This window comes from Chthoniobacterales bacterium, from assembly GCA_039930045.1.
GTDB lineage: Bacteria > Verrucomicrobiota > Verrucomicrobiia > Chthoniobacterales > DASVRZ01 > DASVRZ01.
In genome coordinates this window covers 176,415-194,298 of the sequence record JBDSQB010000002.1, presented here as the reverse complement: position 1 = coordinate 194,298, position 17,884 = coordinate 176,415, and the positions used below count along the sequence as shown (strand labels likewise).

Sequence of the window (17,884 nt, the reverse complement as noted above, 5' to 3'; positions counted from 1 at the left end):
CGATGGTCCGCCGGCAAAAAGCTAGGCTACAGAATGCTTGTGATATTCCTCGTAACGATAGTACGGGTAATCGGCTGAACCGGACTCGGCGCAGTTAAAGACGAGTCCGAGAATATTCACCTGACGGCCGAGCAAGATTTGCAAGGTGCGGCGGGCGAGTCGGGCGGGAGTGAATGAGGCGCGCAGGACGAAGACGACGCCGTCCACTTTGGGCGCCAGATTGCTGGTGTCATCCGCAGCGAGGACGGGCGCGCTGTCGAGGATGATGTAGTCGTACTCTGGATAGAGTTTTTTGATGAGCGTGTCGGTATGTTTGCCGAGGAGCAAATCGTTGGCTGCATTGGTGCCGCGTCCCCGGCTCATGATGCTGAGATTTTTGACCTTGGTGGTAAAAATGGCGTCTTCCAAAGACGACGTTTCGGTGAGGAAATCGGCCAGACCCGGACTGGCAGGCGTCTGGAAAAGTGTGTGAAGCGAACCTCGGCGCATGTCGGCGTCGATCAGGAGGGTTTTCGCGCCGGACATCGCCATGGTGACGGCGAGGTTGGAGGAAACAGTGGATTTTCCCTCGTTCGGGATGGAACTGGTGACGAGGAGTGTCTTTGGTTTCGCGCCAACGTGAGGCATGAAGAAGATGGAGGAGCGGATGTTGCGCAGCGATTCGAGCAGCATGTGCCGGTCGTCGTCTTCGGAAATGAGCGGCTTGTCGGTGACGGCCGAGCGCGGCACGTGGCCAATAATCGGGTAGTCGAAAGTGGCCTGCATTTCGCTGAAGGAACGCACGCGGTCGTCGAGCTGATTGATGAGCAGGAGAATGCCGATGCCGACAACGAGTCCGCCGAGCACGCCGATGACGAGCGCTTTGACTAGGCCGCGCTTGTAAGGTTTCGGCTCGCTGGCCTGCGCCATGATCTGCATGAAGTCGGGAGTGGTGCGCAGGGTGCTGCTGATCGTCGAGATTTTATCGGAGATGTTTTTGTAGTCGATGTTGGCTTGTTCGAGCGTGGCCTGGAGTTGTTTGTATTCTCCGAGAAGGCCGCCGATCTCCCGGGCTTTTACTTCCCATTCCTTGATTTCGCGTTCGTTGTTCGTGATCTGCAAACCGAGCGATTCTTTCTGATTTTTGATTTCTTCCCGGCTTTGCTCGCGCAAGATTTCGATCTTCTTTTCCTGGCGCGCGATCTCCTCGTTATAGGCGACGATCTTCGGGTGTTTTGGCTTGAGCACCTGGCTAAGTTCGGCTTTTTCGGCCAGTAAAACTTGGACCTGCTTTTTGGCTTCAAGATATTCCTGGGCCACGCCGCTTACCTGACTCGTGTTCACATTGGCGATGAGGTTGGGGTTGGTGCTGTTGGGAGTGAGTTCGGCGGACTGGCGTTTGACGGTTTGCTCAACGCTGAGCATTTCCAGAAGCTGAAACTCTGTCTGATTTTGCGCGAGAGTCTGCTTCAACTTGGCTAGATAGAGCGCGGCTCCGTTGTCCTGCTCCACGAGGGCAACGTCGTTATATTGCTTTTTCCAGGCGGCAATCAGGTCGATCTGCTTGTTGATTTTTTCTTTGGCCTCGACCTGATCTTTCTTTAACTCGGCCACCGTTTTATCGACAGGGCCAGCAAGGGTGATTTTGCGGAATTCCAGATATTCATACATGACCGCACCCAGCCATGCCTGGGCGTAGGGGCCGTTTTTGCTCTTGGCGGTGAGGACCAGGATATCGCTGTGAGCCGGTTGCTCAACTTCCAGATCGACCACGTCCGGAGTTAGGCCCGGATTGGTGATTTTGACCCGCTCCTCGGCTTTGCGCCGAATCTCGGAGCCGTTAAGAAGCTCGATCTGAGTGGCAAAGAAATCACCGGGCGTGCCGTTGGTGCTAATGCCTTGATTGTCGGGCCCGGAAATGAGCGAGGACGAGATGATTTTCCCCTCGGAAAACTTGTAGTCCTGCATCTTCATCGTCAGCACGATCTGCAGCAAGACGCCGAGCGAAATGGTGAGAAAAATAATCCACCAGTGCGTGACAAATTGCTGCCGCAGCCGGTGCAACTGGGCATGAAAAGTCTCGGCCTTTTCCGTGGTTGTGGAGGTCATGGAAGATTTGTTCATCGCCAAGGTTAGAAAAAGGTGACGCCGCGAGCCGGGACGTTGATGGTGTCGTTAGGTTGCAAGAGGATGTCTTCTCCTTTGGCGTCGAGAAATTTTTTGTAATCGAAAATGATGATGCTTGGAGCGCCGTTGCCAGATTGTCGAATAATCTTCACTCTTCTGGTGTCTCCAAACCGGGTGGGACCTCCCGCATTGGCAATGGCTTTGCTAGCAGTGAAATCTACCGTCGCTGGAATCTCTTGAGAACCTTGGGTGAGCACTTCGCCTGAGACTGTAATTCTACCACGAGTGGCCGTACTGATCGCGTCCAAGGCCACAATGACGGTCGCTCGGTAATAATAATCGACTTCCAAGGAAGACTTGATCGCCGTGGCCAGTTCTTTGCAGGAACGTCCGGCGGCTTTGACGCGGCCGATGTAGGGGACTTCCATTTCACCGGAGTCGGTGATGAGCAATTGCACCGGCGGATCACGATCTTCCACCACGCGGAAACTCACCTGGTCGCCGATGCCGAGCTTGCGGGTGTTGTCCAAGACCGCCATGGAAGTCGTGGTGGCGACCGTGGAGGCCGCGCCACTGTAGGCGGAATTTGTCGGCGGAGTCGGATAATTCTGCCTCATCACCGGGCGAGGCGGAGGAGTCTGGGCGGGCAGGGAATTTACCGCGCCCAAAAGGAACAGGGACGCCAGAATGCTGTGCCCGAACCGGGCCGTCAGCTTAGAATTGGTAAGTGATGCCAACCAGAACCCGGTTTTGCGTGTAATCGCGGAAATCGAGGTTTGAATCCTTTTTGATAAAACCATATTCGGCGGAAAGAATCCAAGTTGGAGCAAATTGGTAGGTGGCTCCGATGGATGCGCCGTAGCGCTTGGCATCCTCAGCATTGAAGCTTCCTGATTCACTGGCTTTCTCATAAAACAGGCGGGTAATAAGGTCCACATCCTTGATGATGCTCCATTTGGTGGTGTGCCGGACATAAATGAGGTCGATGTAATTGGAGTTGACGCCAAGCATGGCTTCGCGCCCGATGGTTAGATCCTGTGTGATGTAGGCGTTGAGTTGATTCGTGATGCCTGCGTTGGCGTAGATGCCGCCAAAGTTATCGGTATCATTTCCAAGACTGCCCAAGAGCCCGGTGACGTCCACGGTGCCGGAGCGATTATCGAAATCAATCGCTTGATAACCAGCGGCAGCGCGGAAGGAGAAGTTTTCAGTAAGCGTGCCTTCAACGAAAGCGCCCAAGTTCCAGCCAGTGGCGTCGTTTTGAATATTCTGGTCATAACGAGTGGCACTATAAGCACCTTCGATGCCAACACCCCATGTCGGGTTGATTGCATAATAAATAGTGCCATAAACCTGGTCGGTCTTGCTGTCGAGATAGTCGTAATTTCCCGAGGTGCCGATGATGTCGTTGTGACTGTAACCGGCAGTGATGGCCAGATCGGAGATGTCCCAAGTGACGGCGATTCCGGCGGTGTTGGAGAATTGGCCGAAGTTATCCACGTTGCTGAAGCCCACGGAGTCGATCGGCGTATCCGTGAGAGAAAAAGCGTCGTAGATGCGAATCTTGAAGTCGCCGGAATAGATGTTGAAGGCCAGCTCGGAGCCGGGGTCCAGGGTGAATCCCGAACCGCCACCGTTGTTGTCGTTCAAGTAATAAGCGTAACCGGCACCAATGTGGAGCGTGACGGAATTCAACTCGGAAAGTTCCCATTTCGCTGTAACTCCAATGGATGGGCGAATAATGACGTCGGACTGTTTGTCAACATTGGAGAGGTTAACATTGTCATTGTATTCGGCAAAAACCGAGGCATCCATCAAGAGCGAAACCGAGCCCACTCGGATGTTGTAATTAGGTTCTTCGGCGGTGAACTTTCGATTGTCCGGCGCATAAGCCCGTGTCATGGAAGGCCGAATAATATCCTGTGCCTGCGTCGTGGCGATCAGCCCCAGGGCGGAGGCTACAGCGAGGATGACTTTGGGCGAAGTCGCTGAACGCATGGTGGTTTTGCAAAGGAAATTGGCGGTGCTCATAGAGTGCGATTATCAGTTTCTAAAATTCTTGTCCACAATTTTCGCCGGGTTTGCGAAATCCGGCCTCAGTTTTTTTCCAAAAGAGGTATTCTAAGCGCGAGAATTCCGGAAAACCGGAACAAATACAAATCAAAATCAAAAAGACCCGATTTATTCTTTACAAGCGATTCGACTGTGTTAACATCCGACCGTTTTAAGGATTCTAGCTGGTTCCGTAACAAGTAAACTTACCATATATGAGAAAATCATTCAGACCATCTCGGAAATTGCACGGAATCTACTCCGCCGCAGTTTTATCACTCACCGCCGCCCTCTCCCTTGGCAATGCCTCGGCAGAAGCCAAGGCCGCTCGCTTGCTGACCACGTCGGCAGGAGAACAACAACTGCAAGTCGGTTCCAGCGTTACCACTGACAAGGTGAACAGCGCCACTCTGATCCCGCTTCCGGGCATCATCGTGAAAGTCCAGCCCGGCAGCCACGTCACCTTGCTCTCGAACGAAGTGGCGGAAGGTTCCAGCCGCAACGTCCGTGTCTCCGTCGAATCCGGCTCTGCGTCGGTCTTCCTCGATCAGCAATACGCCAAGAGCAACGACTTCGCCGTTGTCACCTGCCAAGGTGAAATCAAGGCTTCTGACGCTTTGTTTAACGTTTCCGTCGGCAGCCCCGATTCTTCCGTCGCCGTTGTGGACGGACAGGTATCGATCAGCTTGCTCTCTGGAAATGTGAAAACATTGCCCAGCGGATTGGTTTCCAAACTCTCTGATTGCGGCGTGAATGCGACCGCTTCCGAAGGTTCTCCGATCTCCCAAGATTCCGTGGCTGTGCAAGCCGCTTCCAATTCGTTGACCATGCTCGCCGAGAGCGTTGCCAAGAAAGAAGTGTCTGCGCAGACCTTCGCCGGCACCGTTCTGTTGGTGGAAACCACGATCTCACCTGAGGCATCCCAGAATGCCCGCCAAGTCTTGAGCCAGTTGATCGCCAGCAATAAAACCGCTGTCCCGGCTGACGTCGCCGCGAACAAACTCGCTTCGGCTGATTCGAATGCAACTACCGGCTCCTCCGAGCAAGGCAGTTTCAGTGACACCCAAACCTTTAGCGATGGCAAAACTTTCAGCGACGGCAAGACCTTCTCTGATGGTAAAACTTTCGCTGACGGCAAATCGGACCCAGCCGCTCCCGGTGAAGGCCCCGGCAACAGCATCAGCGCCCTGCGCCCGCCAAATCCTCCTCCGGCTTCTTCAATTCCGAACGTTAGCCTCTAACATCACCTAACCAGTCACAGGACTTCTGAAAGGCGGGATTTTTGTCCCGCCTTTCTTGTTTTTTGAAGCAATCTGGAAATCCTCCTCAACGAGGCGTTGCTTCCAGAAGTGAAAATGCTATGGAACAGCGGTGAATACCGTTACCCCGCGCATCTTTATCGCAGCCACCCACCAGGACGATGGGAAAACCACCACCTCGCTGGGATTATTCGCAGCCTTCAAAAAGCGATTGGGCCGCATCGGCTACATCAAGCCAGTTGGACAGCGTTTCATCGACGTTGAGGGCACGCTAATCGACGAGGATTCCGTTCTCATCGGTAATACCTACGAGGTCCACACGCCGCTGGAGGCCATGAGTCCCATTGCCGTGGAACCCGACTTCACCCGGCAATATATCGAGGGTGGAAACATCAAGCATCTCACCGACCGCATTCAAAATTCTTTCGACCGGGCCGCTTGGGAAAAGGAATTCGCGATCATCGAAGGCACCGGGCACGCGGGAGTTGGATCGGTATTTGACCTTTCCAATGCGCGCGTGGCGCAGTTGCTTTCGAGCAAAGTGATCATCGTTACCAAAGGCGGAATCGGGCGTCCCATCGACGATCTCGCGCTGAACAAAGCCCTGTTCGACCAGCAAGGTGTCGAAGTCGTTGGCGTGATCCTGAACAAAGTCCTTCCTGAAAAAGTGGACTACATTGAAGATTTCGCGCGGCGCGGCCTCCATCGACTGGGGATCGATCTCCTCGGAGTCGTCCCGGCCAATTCCATTTTGGCGAAACCGACTTTGCAGCAAGTCTGCGAGCGCATTCAGGGCCGCTTCGTTTCCGGCACGCGCAACTGCGGGCGACGTCACGTCACAAAAGTCATCATCGGCGCGATGACGCCCACGAACCTGTTTCCACAATTCAAGGCCGGCACGCTCGTTATCACACCCGGCGACCGCGAGGACATTATTCTCGCAGCCATTTCCTCGCACCGGCCCGAAGAGGGACATCCGCTGCCACTGGCGGGTTTCATTCTTTCGGCGGATCATCTGCCGCACCCGCGCATCATGGAGCAACTGGCGGAGTCGGGCATCCCGGCGATTGCGTCACCACTCGATACTTATTCCGTGGCCAGCGGGATTCATTCGATGACCGTGAAGACAATGCCGGGCGATCAGCAGAAGATCGAAACCATTCAGCAGATGATCGAGAAGCACGTGGAAATAGATCGACTGCTCGAAAAACTTTCGCTCCCGATAGCGCCCTAACTCGGATCGATCTCGATCATTTCCGGCGGTGCAATCGGCGTTTCGCGAGTCGCTTTGGCCACGGCTTGGCGGGCGACTTTTCCCACGTAGAACAGGCAGGCGATCCCCGCAATCAGTCCCAACCCCAATGGCAGCAGCAGCGCCGGGCTTTTGGTGGAAGCCGAGTCGAGCCCAGCCTGGCCCGCGTGCCCGAGATAAACAAAAAACGCAGTGCTCGGCAACACGCCAGCGACTGTGGCCACGAGGTAGTGCCAGAAGGGAATCGAGGTGATGCCGTAAATGTAATTGGAGAGGCCGAAGGGCAGGGGACACATGCGGAGGAGGGTGACTATTTTCCAACCTTCGTTGCCAATGGCGGTGTCGATGGCTTTGAACTTCGGGCTATCCTTCAGTTTTTCAGCGACGATGCCGCGCGCGAGATAGCGGGAGGTGAGGAAACCCAGGCTAGCACCCAGCGCGAGGCCGAGAATTGTGATGATGACGCCGATCCAGAAATGGAAAATGATCCCTGCGCCGATGGTTAGCGGCATCGCGGGCAGGGCGAGGAGGCAGACGATGCCGAAGACGACTACATAGAGTAACATGCCCCACCAGCCGAGGCCTTGCACGTAGTGGATGAAGGTTTGCATCCAAGCATTGATTGTAGCCAGCCCGACAATTTTCGCTCCAACGGCCATGCCGGCCAGAAGCAGGATGAAGAGGGCGAGCTTGAGCTTGTTGGAAGTGGTCATCGGGAGGCGTGGGCCGGTGATTGGAATCTAACTCGACTGCAAAAGAAAACCGCCACCTGCGGAGATCTCCTCAGGTGGCGGTTTTTTGATGTGTTAGTTTTTTGCTAGAATCAAAAAAACCTGATTAGGAAAGATGGCCGGAGATGAGCTTGGTCATCTCGAACATCGTGACTGATTTTTTGCCGCCAAAAATAACTTTCAAAGCTTCGTCAGCGACGATCTCCGTTTTTTTCTTGGGGTTTTGCAGGTTGTTTTTCTTGATGTATTCCCACACTTTTTTAGTGACTTCAGTGCGTGGGAGCGGTTTCGAACCCACAACGGCAGCCAATTGTTCATCGGGTTGCACAGGCTTCATGAAAGCAGCGTTAGCTTTTTTCGCGGGAGCTTTTGCGGGGGATTTAGCAGGGGTTTTCGGTTTAGGTGTCGCCATATCTGTTTGGAATAGTGTTCCCGGACGTTGTTAGCAATCGAAATTTACAGTCAAAGAACGATTTCCCTCTGAAAAACGTCTTTTGAGCCCATTTTCGGACTAAAATCTCACTGGCAGCGCCTTGCGCAGCTCGTGGGCGTAAGCGGAGTTGATTTCAAATTGCGTCGTCCGGAGTTGCGCCTCATCCACTTCCAACAAATACGGAACGGTCACCACGAACCCGGCATTCATCATGCCGTTGAGCATGTCCACGAGTTCCGCCTCTTCGTAGCTGGTCGTCTCCAGCAATTCCTGACCCGAGGCTCCGATGCCAAAGCCGATGATTCGGACCATGCTGATCTCGCGGCCGCTGAGTTTAATCCTGCGCATGGGTTCTACGATAGCAGGATTTGTGCACAGGTTGCAAAACCGACTCATCATTCCTCCCTTGCAGCGTGGCTTGGTGAACGTATGTTCCCGGCATGAGTAACCCCCATTTCTCAGCAAAAATCATCAATCACTCCCACGGCCAGGGTGCCACTTCTCTGGAGGACATTCAGCGGCGAGCGGGAGAGCTGGCCCGGATCGACGGACGGCGGGCGGAGGAATTTACCGACTCGGATCTGGACATGGCGCGTCTCGAGTTGATGGGCGGCCACGGCGAGGAATTTGAGTCGGATTGTTATGTGCTCGGCGGCGACAGCATTGCCGGAATCATGGGACATCACATTCCCAATATCTCAGGCGACGAAAGTGAGAATGCGGTCACGGAATTGATCATGGAAGGCATGGAGGAGGCCGAGCACGACCAGATGCTGGCGGCCAGTTCGCTGAACGAGGACGACGACCTCGAGGCGTAAGCGGAGTTAGAGGCGATTCGCGCCGGCCTTCTTGTAATACTCGTAGCGATGCTCGATCGACTCCACGTAGTCGCGAGTGCTGTCGAAACTTTTCTGCTTCATTTCCTCGGCGCTCATCGGCGATTCGCCCGCCTCGGGCTTGCCGATCCAGCGTTTCACCCGGCTGCGCCCGGCATTGTATTCGGTGAGCGCGAACGACAGCGGACGATCCTTTTTCCGGTAATGATCCAGCGCGCGCTTCAGATACCACGCACCCACGGAGATATTCGTCTCGGGGTCGAATAATTTCTCCGGCTCGAAGTTCGCGACATTGTTCGCCTTCGCCCAATCCGCCGCTGCCGCCTCGGTTACTTGCATCAAACCCCGCTCGCCCGACGTCCCGATCTTGTGCGCGCCGAAGCGACTTTCCTGCCAGATCACGGCCTTGATCAGGTCAAACTCCACCCCGTTTTCACGGGCGACTTTGGCAATGATCGGGTCGTATTGCGAGTACGCGCCGAGGCTCAGTTTCTCCTTTACGAAATAAAGCGGGTCGCCGTGCGAGATCACGAACAGTCCGCCGACGAGCCCCGCGATAACGATGCAACTCGCCGCAAATTTCTTAAAAAAGCTACCCATGTCGTGATGTGCGGTTAGCTTGGCGCAACCTGCCTCCAACGCAAACGCCAAAAACCCATGCCCGCCTTCGTCCGAGTCATCGTCGATCATTCGCCCGACCGTGAATTTGATTACGCGGTGCCGGAAAACCTGGCGAGTTCCATCGTTATCGGGAGCCGGGTGCGGCTGCCGTTTCGCGAAAAAGACACCCTCGGCACCGTCGTGGGCTTGCTCGACGAATCCGACATCGAAGGCATCCGCCCGATCACCGCGCTGGTCGGCCAGCAAAACGCTGTTCGCCCCAAGCTGATCGAACTCGCCCGCTGGATGGCCGATTACTACGCCTGCCCGGTGGAGACCGCGATGCGCAGTGTGTTGCCGCAAGTCATTCGCAAGGCGGACGTGGGATTTCGCCAGCAGATTGCTATCGAACTCGCCCGTGAAGTGAGTGAAATGGAACTCGAATCACTCCGCAAAAAAGCCCCGCGCCAGGCCGAGGCCATCGACGCGATCCGGCTGCATGGCGGCACCCCGGTATTGCTCGCCGAACTCGCCCGCCAGAGCAGCGTCGGAGAGGCCACGTTCCGCACGTTGGTTGAAAAAGGCATTCTGAAAACCCGCATCGCCGTTCGTCCTCGCGATCCCAATGAGGGCGAAACCTTCGTTCACTCCGCCGCGCTCACCCTGAGCGACAACCAGGTGAAAGTCCTCGCCGCCGTCATCGAATCGCTCGACACCGCGGGCGAAAAAAAGCCCATGCTCCTCCACGGCGTCACTGGGAGCGGCAAGACCGAAATCTACCTCCGCGCCATCCAGCACACGCTCGACCTCGGCAAGAGCGCCATCGTTCTCGTCCCGGAAATCTCGCTCACGCCGCAGACGACCGAGCGTTTTCGCGAGCGCTTCAATGCCGCCGGGCACGTCGTTGCCGTCCTGCACAGCCATCTTTCCAGCGGCGAGCGCCACGACGAATGGCACAAGATCGCCACTGGGGCGGCCCGCATTGTCATCGGAGCCCGCAGCGCCGTCTTTGCGCCCGTTTCCGACTTGGGTTTGATCGTGGTCGATGAGGAACACGAGACCTCCTACAAGCAGGAGGAAGCGCCGCGTTATCAAGCCCGCGACGTCGCCATCGTTCGGGCGAAATTGGAAAACTGCGCCATCCTCCTCGGCACCGCTACGCCGTCGCTCGAAAGCTACCGCAACTGCCTCACCGGCAAATATCGCCTCCTGCAACTTCTCCAGCGCGTCGATGACAAAAAAATGCCCGTCATCCAGATCGTGGACATGCGCGAGGAAAGCCGACGCCATTCCAAAAAAGACGGCGGCAGCCCGCTTCTCAGCGAAAAACTGAAAACCGCCATCGAGTCGCGACTCGAAAAACGCGAGCAAACCATCCTCTTTCTCAATCGCCGCGGCTACTCCACCTCGCTGGTTTGCAACGCCTGCGGACACGTCGTGCATTGCCCAAATTGCAGCGTGCCGCTCACTTTTCATCGGAGTTCCAATCGACTCAACTGCCACATCTGCGGTCACATCGAAGTGCCGCCCAAAGTCTGCCCCGAGTGCCGCGACCCCGGCATTCGCCAGCAAGGCGCGGGCACCGAGAAAATCGAGGAAGCCGTCGCCCGGATCTTTCCCAAGTCCATCGTGCGCCGGATGGATGCGGATTCCATGACCAAAAAGGACGCCTTCCGCGAAATGCTCAACGCCTTTCGCACCGGCAAGATCGACATCCTGGTCGGCACGCAAATGATCGCCAAGGGCCTCCATTTCCCCAATGTGACTCTGGTCGGCATCATCAACGCCGACAGCGCGCTCCATCTGCCCGATTTCCGCGCGGGCGAACGCACCTTCCAGCTCATCACCCAAGTGGCCGGACGCGCCGGGCGCGGCGATGTCGAGGGCGAGGTGTTTGTGCAATCGCACACGCCGTTTCACCCCTGCATCCAGTTTGCGCGGCATCACGATTTCGCCGGATTTCAGGAGCAGGAGCTCGATTTCCGAGAAAAATGCGCCTACCCGCCTTTTACCCACATGATCCTGGTCACCGTCCGCTCGCCGCACGAATTGCGCGGGAGTTTTTCGGCCGAAACATTGGCCCGCCGCCTCGCTGAAAACCTCCCCGAGGGTACCATCCTCGGCCAATCCGCCCCGGCTCCCATGGAGCGATTGAAGGGCTACTACCGCTTCCACATCATCCTGCGCGCACACCACATTTTGAAAACCAGCCGCCACATCCGCGAGGTGATTTCCAAACTCACCTTCCCCGAAGACGTCATCGTCACCACCGACGTCGATCCCTACCAACTCCTGTGAACATTCCACGGGAAAGAAGCCAGTCGAGTTCCATTGCACTCACACAGCCGTGGCAGGAAACGCCGGATGCCGGATTCCAGCAGAGTCGAGTGCAACTCCACTGGGAGCCCGCTGCGCTCCACGTTTCTGTGCAACTCGACGACACCCGCATCGTTTCCAGCGCGACCGGCCACAACCAATCGCTCCATCTCTTGGGCGACACGCTCGAAGTCTTCCTCAAACGACCCGAGTCCGAGTCGTATCTGGAGCTGCACGTCGATCCGCAAAACTTCCGCACCGCCCTCCGCTGGCCCCCCGGCGGCATCGAACGCGTCCGTGAGAACACTGGAACTCGCGTGGAAGACTTCCGCATCGACCCCGAATCGTTTGGAAGTCGCGTGCAAATTTTTCCCGACGCCTGGCACGTCGCAATCACCGTCCCGCCCGTGCTGCTCGACCTCGAAACTTGGAGTCGAGGCCAGACCCTGCAATTTTCCATCAGCCGCTACGACTACGCAGAGGGAACTCCGATCCTCTCCACGGTGGCCGCGCACGCGGTGAAGAACTTCCACCGCACTACGGACTGGCTCCCCGCCACGCTGCTCTGACGTGAAGCAATCGGGCCTGACGCTCCGGAAATGACCTGTGACCACACGGAAACGTCTTGTTTCCGAAGAGTTACAACGGAGTTAGATCGGGATCGTGGTGCGGAGGAGGGTGGTGTCGGGGGCGACGGGGTAGAGGGTGAGATCTTTTTGAGTCGGCGGGACGAGGAAAAATTCGCCCTTGGAGAAGACGCGGCGGCCGGTGCGTATGCGGCCGGTGAGCACGGTGATGATGCAAAAACGACCGTCGGTGATGCTGGCGCGGGGTTCGTTGATCTCCCATTTCTCGACGCGGAAGTAGTCGCAGCGGACGAGTTCCTCCTGGTCGCGTGGGAGGAGTTGGGGGTCGGTGTCGTTGTAGTCGATGGATTGGAGCGATTGTTCGACGTGGAGCTGGCGGGGCTGGCCGTCGAGTCCGAGTCGGTTCCAATCGAAGACGCGGTAGGTGGTGTCGCTGTTTTGCTGGATTTCGACGATGACGTTGCCCGCGCCGATGGCGTGGAGGCGTCCGCTGGGGATGAAGATGGCGTCGCCGGATTCAACGGGGATGCGCTGGACGATTTCCTCGACGGTGCCGGCATCGAGGTGTTGCTGAAAGGTGTCGCGCGTGGTGCCTTTTTTGACTCCGGCAAAGATGGCGTGGTCGAGCCGGGCATCGACGATGTACCACATTTCGGTCTTCGGTTCGCCGTCGAGGATGGGGGCGAGGGCGGCGGGCGGATGGACTTGGATGGAGAGGCGTTCCTGGGCGTCGAGCAGCTTGAAGAGGAGGGGAAAGCGGGGCGAGGGATGGGCGATGTAGTCTTTGCCAAAGACGTCGGCGCGGTAGCCGGTCCAGAGTTCCTGGAGGGTGGAGCCTTTCAGCGGGCCGATGTGGACGACGCTCTGGGCTTCCTCGCGATCGACGATTTCCCAGCTTTCGCCGATGCGGCTGCCGTGCGGGAGGTGTTTGTCGAAGAGGGTCTGGAGGTGGCTGCCGCCCCAGACGCGTTCCATGAAGAGGGGCTCGAAGAAGAGCGGATCGTTAAATTCCATGAGGGAAGTAGTAAAGGCGCGGCTGGCGGGGCGCAACTATTCAACTTTTTACGGCCCGCGAATGCGTGTAGGGTGCGCGCCCCGCATGAATTGGAACATCAAGGAAAAGCTCCGCCAGGTGCTCACGCAAAATGCGACGCCGCACTCGGTGGCGACCGGGGGTGCGATCGGGATGTTTTTCGGGTTTCTGCCGTTTTTCGGTGTGAAGACGCTGCTGAGTTATTTCACGAGCCTGATTTTGCGGGTGAATACGCCGGCGGCGATTATCGCGGTGACGCTGCACGATTTGTTGCTGCCGTTTCTGCCGGTGATCCTGCGCGTGGAGTATCAGCTCGGCTTCTGGCTCACCTCGCACCCGCATCATTTCGCGCCGAAGATCAAACGCGGGCAACTCAACCTCGATTTCTTTCACGACTGGAACAAATTTCTGAAGGTAGGTATGCCAGTCCTCATCGGTTCCGTCATCGTAGGTCTGCTGGCAGCGGGCGCGGTGTATCTGCTGGTTTACGCGTTTGTCTGGCGGCGCAAAGCCCGCATCGCGAGGCACGCGCAGCAAGCCTCCGGGGAGTAGGAGGAGCTTAACCGGGTAAAACCAAATAGCTGAAAAAAAGAGTGGCGGACTAATCTTTATCGATTATTAGTTAACCACGTTAAGCAACTGGTTGAAGCAATTCAAAAAGTTGGTTGCACACTGAAAAATGTGTGGAAACATAACGACAGATTTCAAGAATTGTTCTGGGGGGAACAGCTGGCCGTCGGACTTTTAGTTCGGCGGCCAGTATTTTTTTAGGGCAGAACGTTCGCTTAGCTTTTGCAATTTACGATGCAACGTCCACCTGTCCGCGTCCTGGGTTTCACCATTTTTTGCCTGCTGCTCACGGCGCTGGCCTACTACGGAGCGCGCTGGGCGGAAAATTTTCCCAGGCAGCTCGCGGCGGCGACCGAGGCGGCACTGGAGCAAAGAGCCCTGCAACTCCGCTCGCAGTTTTTCGCGATGACGAATTTCCAGCCGCGCGTGCGGGTGCGGCAGCGCGTTCTCTCCGAAACCACGGCCAACATCGCCGAACTCGCGATTCTCGAGAAAGACACCGAAGTCCAGCGCGAGTTCGTTCACACCTGGGCGGGCAGCACGAAAACCCTGCGGCTGCGCGGCAAATACCGGGTGAAAATCGGCTTCAACCTCCTCGACCGTTTCGAAATCCAAGTCGAGAAAGGGCACCATCGCATTCTCCTCCCGCCCGCGACGATTCTCTCCGTCGAGCAGCGCGAAATGAAAGTCGAGGCGCTCGAAAACGGCTATTGGAACCCCATTTCCGCCGACGATTTGGAAACCTCCGTCGCCGCGCTCCAGCAGCAGGCGCGCGACCAAAGCCGCGGGCTCGTGACGCAGGCGGAGGAAAATTTCACCATGCGACTTCGATCGCAATGGGACCCGCGTCTGGAAGTCGTCCGCGTGCAGCCCTGAAAATCCGTCTTTGGCCACGGCGGGTTTCAGGTTAACCTCGCGGTTCTTTATTGTGGAAACGACGACGCCCGCCCTCAACCCTCCTCCGACCTTAAAAAAGCGTGTTCGCTGGCAGTTTTATCTCGCGGGACTGCTCACGTTCACCTTCCTGATTTATTTTTTTCAACCGGGCATTTCGACCTGGTGGCTGCGGCGTCAGCTCACGGCGCGGGCGAGGGAAATGGGTTCGACGGTGACTTTTGCCAAGGTCGAGGCAGATTTTTTCAGCGGTCACGCCCTGCTGAATGGAATGGAACTCACTGACGAGCGGCATTCGGAAAATCAGATTCGCTCGGCAGACATCGAGATCGATTTTTCGCCCTGGCGCCTGCTCTTTGGGAAGGATTTGTCTCCGATCAAGAAAATCGCCGTGGGAAAAACCCAAGTCGATTGGAAGTGGCAGTCGGAGAAGGCCGAAAAACATGCTTCCGCCCGGCTGGCGTCGAACTTCCACAACCGTTTTCCCGAGTCCTTCACTGGGAACAGCATTTCGGCAAATTTGGCGTGCGGCAACACGAAGATCGACCTCGCCAACGCCGATTTCACCTTCCTGCCCAACGTCGCGGGCGAGATCGACATTCCCCATCTCACCGCGTCGCTCCCGCCGTGGAAACGCACTTTTAGCAATCTCGAAGGCACCACCGCGATCAAGGACCGCGCGCTCTACGTCGGCGGAATCAAGTTCACCCCCGACCTCGTTTTGGAGCGCGGCTCGCTCGATTTTACCAAGCCCGAGAAACAAAAAATCACCTCCGACCTGCTCTTCAGCGCGTTTGGTGGTCAGTGGCGCACCGACCTTGATCTGGATCGCCGCAAATCGCCCGTCGAGATCGACACCGCGGCGTCCTTTTGGAACTTGTCCGTGCGCGAGCTGGGCGAGTTTGTCGGCAACAATCAATTGGCCGAAGGGACGATCCACGAGGGTCGGCTCACCTTCCATGGGAGTCCGGGTGAAATGGCGAAATCGAACACGACTTTGCGCCTGAACGCGACCGATTTTCGCTGGCACGAACGGCGCTGGAACTCGCTCATCGCCAGCGGATTGCTGGTGAATCGCCGGATCGAAATCGCCCAGTTCGATCTTGTACAGGACAAGAATCAAATCCAACTCAAGGGCACGTCGAATTTGCCCGCAAAATGGACGCAACTGCCGAACGAATTTCAATTTCAAGTCCTTGCCCAGATCGACGATTTGCACTCGGCGGCGCTCCTTCTTCTGCCGGGTCAGAAAGGAATCGCTGGCGAGGCTTTTTTCGCCGGTGAAGTGCGCAATCAGGGCGGGCAATTTTCCGGCAACCTGAAAATGCGGGGCGGCCCGCTAGAGATCAGCGGAGTCGCGGTGGACCGGGTGCGCGGCGACCTGAATTTGCAGGGCAGCGAGGTCAGCGCGACGGCGTTGGAATTTGCCCGCCAGGGAGACAAGGCCGCGGGCTGGGGGACTCTGAACCTGGCCGAGCCGCGGCGTTATACCGGGGAATTTTCCGTGACTGCCGCCGACATCGCGGACTATGACGCGATTTTGCCGAAGGCGGTGGCCGAGCACGCGGCGGCGGGCGGCGTGAAGCTCTGGTGGAGCGGCGACGGCACGAGCCACGCGCACTCGGGAGCATTCAAGGTGAGCTTGCGCGATTTCCTCGTTTCCCACGAGGCGAACGCCGTGCCGCTCGGAGTGGAATCCCACGGCTCATATTCGCCTGCGGGAATCACCTTGAATCAACTCTCGCTGGTGCGCCCGAACGCGAAGCTCAGCGCCGCTCTCATCGTGCGCCCCGAGTCGATGGAATTGCGCGATCTGCACCTCAACGGCAGCGGCGGCGCGACGGCGACGGGAAACATCACGTTGCCCATCAATCTGCTGGCGGCTTTGAATAATCCCACACTCGCCTCGCTGCTCGACTCAAAGGCGTCTGCGACGGGGCAAATCACCGCGAGCAAAGTGCGGCTCGACGAACTTTGCGAACTCGCGGGGCGTCATCTGCCGGTGCGCGGACGGACGAATTTCAGCCTGGCGGCTGAGGGCCCGCTCGACAGTCTCGAAGGCCACATCCAGATGGAACTCAGCGACTTTTTTGGACCGGAAAATCTCACGATTCCGGCGATGAAGGCGACCGTGAATCTCACCAGCAACGCGCTTCAAGTCGATACGGAGATCAATCCAGGCGAGGTTCGCGACACGATCTCTGCGCATTTCGCGGGCAAGACCGCGCTTTCGCAGGAAAACCTGATCAAAGGCCAGTGGCTCGACGACTCGGCGGCGCTCTCCGGCACGATTGAGGCTAACCGACTTGCATTGCCGCTGCTGCATCCGTGGTGGCGTGCCAGCCGGGTTTTGAAAGGCGACGCTGGCGCACATTTGACTCTCACTGGAACGTGGAAAACGCCCGCCTTCGATGGCGCGATCACGTTGCAAAACACTGAATGGCAACCTGAGTGGCTGGAGTCGCCTCTGCAAAAACTCAACGGCGCTCTGGCCTTGACGATCAATCGGTTGTCTTGGGAAAAAATCACCGGCAGCTATCGCGGAGGCAGTTTCACCGTGAATGGCACGAGCGGTTTTCTGCCTGCGGAAAATGTTGATCTCACCATCGAAGGCAAGGCGCTCACGCTCTCTGCGGCGGATGATTCCCACGCGGTCGCCGATGGCACGGTGCATCTGCAAGGCCCGGCGGAGGGGCGGTCGATCAGCGGCGCGGTTCGCCTGCAAAGCACCGTGCTCCATCGCGAGCTGACCCTTTCTGCTCCTGAGGTCGAACTGCCGCCGGTGAGCCGGTTTTCACTCCCGTGGGTGCCAGCGGATTGGAAGATCGAACTCGAAGTCACTGCCGCGCAGCCGGTGGAAATTCGCGGAAAAGAAAACACCTGGCTGGTGCAGCCGGAACTGGTCCTGCGCGATACCGCCCGGACTCCGCTCATCTTGGGAAAACTCCGCATTCAGCCGATGGCTTTGACTAGAAACGCCACTGCGGAGAACGATGCGGTGCTGGTCTATTTCATGAATTCGACTCTGGAAAACGGTACGGTCGAATCCGCGAAACCCACCGTCACCGCCGATCTGCCACCCGCTCCCGCTGTCGAATCTGCGACCGCCACTCCGAGCCCCACGCCCGCACCAGCCCCGCTGCGTTTGGAGATCGCTCCCTTGGCACCCTAAAACTGGGCCTGGAGCGGAGTTACATTCCAATCAGGAATGTGGT

General features: G+C 57.2%; 16 protein-coding genes. 8 read left to right on the top strand and 8 right to left on the bottom strand.

The window, feature by feature from the left end; all coding sequences use genetic code 11:
* Positions 1-21: 21 nt before the first annotated feature.
* The 3 genes from ABIT76_01065 to ABIT76_01055 all read right to left on the bottom strand — a co-directional run bounded on the left by ABIT76_01065 (position 22) and on the right by ABIT76_01055 (position 4,137).
* A complete protein-coding gene (locus ABIT76_01065; GenBank protein ID MEO7931726.1) occupies positions 22-2,103 on the bottom strand; it encodes a polysaccharide biosynthesis tyrosine autokinase in 2,082 nt (693 codons plus the stop codon).
* 8 nt (positions 2,104-2,111) lie between these two features.
* Positions 2,112-2,723 (bottom strand): polysaccharide biosynthesis/export family protein, encoded by a 612-nt coding sequence (locus ABIT76_01060; protein MEO7931725.1) that lies wholly within the window; start codon positions 2,721-2,723, stop codon positions 2,112-2,114.
* A gap of 97 nt (positions 2,724-2,820) precedes the next feature.
* Positions 2,821-4,137, bottom strand: a complete 1,317-nt coding sequence (locus tag ABIT76_01055) for an outer membrane beta-barrel protein (GenBank protein ID MEO7931724.1) — start codon at positions 4,135-4,137, stop codon at positions 2,821-2,823.
* A gap of 236 nt (positions 4,138-4,373) precedes the next feature.
* Between ABIT76_01055 and ABIT76_01050 the strand changes: the two genes are divergently transcribed.
* Positions 4,374-5,399 (top strand): FecR domain-containing protein, encoded by a 1,026-nt coding sequence (locus ABIT76_01050; GenBank protein MEO7931723.1) that lies wholly within the window; start codon positions 4,374-4,376, stop codon positions 5,397-5,399.
* A 130-nt stretch (positions 5,400-5,529) separates the two neighbouring features.
* Positions 5,530-6,651, top strand: a complete 1,122-nt coding sequence (locus ABIT76_01045; protein ID MEO7931722.1) for an AAA family ATPase — start codon at positions 5,530-5,532, stop codon at positions 6,649-6,651.
* On the opposite strand, the gene ABIT76_01040 is transcribed toward ABIT76_01045, so the two are convergent.
* From ABIT76_01040 to ABIT76_01030, 3 genes are all read right to left on the bottom strand, one after another.
* On the bottom strand, positions 6,648-7,382 hold the full coding sequence (locus ABIT76_01040; GenBank protein MEO7931721.1) for a TVP38/TMEM64 family protein: 735 nt from the start codon (positions 7,380-7,382) through the stop codon (positions 6,648-6,650). The two genes, ABIT76_01045 and ABIT76_01040, sit on opposite strands and share 4 nt — an antisense overlap.
* Before the next feature lie 124 nt (positions 7,383-7,506).
* Positions 7,507-7,812 (bottom strand): SWIB/MDM2 domain-containing protein, encoded by a 306-nt coding sequence (locus ABIT76_01035; GenBank protein ID MEO7931720.1) that lies wholly within the window; start codon positions 7,810-7,812, stop codon positions 7,507-7,509.
* 99 nt (positions 7,813-7,911) lie between these two features.
* Positions 7,912-8,181 (bottom strand): hypothetical protein, encoded by a 270-nt coding sequence (locus tag ABIT76_01030; protein ID MEO7931719.1) that lies wholly within the window; start codon positions 8,179-8,181, stop codon positions 7,912-7,914.
* A gap of 92 nt (positions 8,182-8,273) precedes the next feature.
* Here ABIT76_01030 and ABIT76_01025 point away from each other — a divergent pair, with 92 nt between their 5' ends.
* The gene (locus ABIT76_01025; protein ID MEO7931718.1) at positions 8,274-8,651 is read left to right on the top strand and encodes a hypothetical protein; all 378 of its coding nucleotides are present in this window, start codon (positions 8,274-8,276) and stop codon (positions 8,649-8,651) included.
* 6 nt (positions 8,652-8,657) lie between these two features.
* Here the strand turns inward: ABIT76_01025 and ABIT76_01020 are convergent, their stop codons facing one another.
* The gene (locus ABIT76_01020) at positions 8,658-9,359 is read right to left on the bottom strand and encodes a transglycosylase SLT domain-containing protein (protein MEO7931717.1); all 702 of its coding nucleotides are present in this window, start codon (positions 9,357-9,359) and stop codon (positions 8,658-8,660) included.
* Here ABIT76_01020 and priA point away from each other — a divergent pair.
* Positions 9,327-11,567, top strand: a complete 2,241-nt coding sequence (priA, locus tag ABIT76_01015; protein MEO7931716.1) for a primosomal protein N' — start codon at positions 9,327-9,329, stop codon at positions 11,565-11,567. The genes ABIT76_01020 and priA overlap by 33 nt on opposite strands.
* Positions 11,564-12,154: a hypothetical protein gene (locus ABIT76_01010; GenBank protein ID MEO7931715.1), complete on the top strand. Its 591-nt coding sequence runs from the start codon at positions 11,564-11,566 to the stop codon at positions 12,152-12,154. Before priA ends, ABIT76_01010 begins: the two co-directional genes overlap by 4 nt.
* Before the next feature lie 81 nt (positions 12,155-12,235).
* Here the strand turns inward: ABIT76_01010 and ABIT76_01005 are convergent, their stop codons facing one another.
* Complete coding sequence (locus ABIT76_01005) at positions 12,236-13,186, bottom strand: type I phosphomannose isomerase catalytic subunit (protein ID MEO7931714.1); 951 nt, start codon at positions 13,184-13,186, stop codon at positions 12,236-12,238.
* A gap of 85 nt (positions 13,187-13,271) precedes the next feature.
* On the opposite strand from ABIT76_01005, the gene ABIT76_01000 reads away from it, so the two are divergent.
* The 3 genes from ABIT76_01000 (at position 13,272) to ABIT76_00990 (ending at position 17,841) form a co-directional block, all read left to right on the top strand.
* Positions 13,272-13,757, top strand: a complete 486-nt coding sequence (locus ABIT76_01000; GenBank protein MEO7931713.1) for a DUF2062 domain-containing protein — start codon at positions 13,272-13,274, stop codon at positions 13,755-13,757.
* A 252-nt stretch (positions 13,758-14,009) separates the two neighbouring features.
* A complete protein-coding gene (locus ABIT76_00995; GenBank protein MEO7931712.1) occupies positions 14,010-14,651 on the top strand; it encodes a DUF4230 domain-containing protein in 642 nt (213 codons plus the stop codon).
* A 52-nt stretch (positions 14,652-14,703) separates the two neighbouring features.
* Entirely contained in the window at positions 14,704-17,841 is a 3,138-nt protein-coding gene (locus ABIT76_00990) for a hypothetical protein (GenBank protein MEO7931711.1), read from the top strand.
* Positions 17,842-17,884: the final 43 nt, after the last annotated feature.

Bases quoted from the DNA above. Each gene is read 5' to 3' on its own strand.
- ABIT76_01035 (MEO7931720.1), bottom strand. From the start codon at position 7,812: ATGGCGACACCTAAACCGAAAACCCCTGCTAAATCCCCCGCAAAAGCT.
- ABIT76_01005 (MEO7931714.1), bottom strand. From the start codon at position 13,186: ATGGAATTTAACGATCCGCTCTTCTTCGAGCCCCTCTTCATGGAACGC.
- ABIT76_01020 (MEO7931717.1), bottom strand. From the start codon at position 9,359: ATGATCGACGATGACTCGGACGAAGGCGGGCATGGGTTTTTGGCGTTT.
- ABIT76_01000 (MEO7931713.1), top strand. From the start codon at position 13,272: ATGAATTGGAACATCAAGGAAAAGCTCCGCCAGGTGCTCACGCAAAAT.
- ABIT76_00995 (MEO7931712.1), top strand. From the start codon at position 14,010: ATGCAACGTCCACCTGTCCGCGTCCTGGGTTTCACCATTTTTTGCCTG.
- ABIT76_01040 (MEO7931721.1), bottom strand. From the start codon at position 7,382: ATGACCACTTCCAACAAGCTCAAGCTCGCCCTCTTCATCCTGCTTCTG.
- priA (MEO7931716.1), top strand. From the start codon at position 9,327: ATGCCCGCCTTCGTCCGAGTCATCGTCGATCATTCGCCCGACCGTGAA.
- ABIT76_01030 (MEO7931719.1), bottom strand. From the start codon at position 8,181: ATGCGCAGGATTAAACTCAGCGGCCGCGAGATCAGCATGGTCCGAATC.
- ABIT76_01065 (MEO7931726.1), bottom strand. From the start codon at position 2,103: ATGAACAAATCTTCCATGACCTCCACAACCACGGAAAAGGCCGAGACT.
- ABIT76_01025 (MEO7931718.1), top strand. From the start codon at position 8,274: ATGAGTAACCCCCATTTCTCAGCAAAAATCATCAATCACTCCCACGGC.
- ABIT76_01050 (MEO7931723.1), top strand. From the start codon at position 4,374: ATGAGAAAATCATTCAGACCATCTCGGAAATTGCACGGAATCTACTCC.
- ABIT76_01055 (MEO7931724.1), bottom strand. From the start codon at position 4,137: ATGAGCACCGCCAATTTCCTTTGCAAAACCACCATGCGTTCAGCGACT.
- ABIT76_01060 (MEO7931725.1), bottom strand. From the start codon at position 2,723: ATGAGGCAGAATTATCCGACTCCGCCGACAAATTCCGCCTACAGTGGC.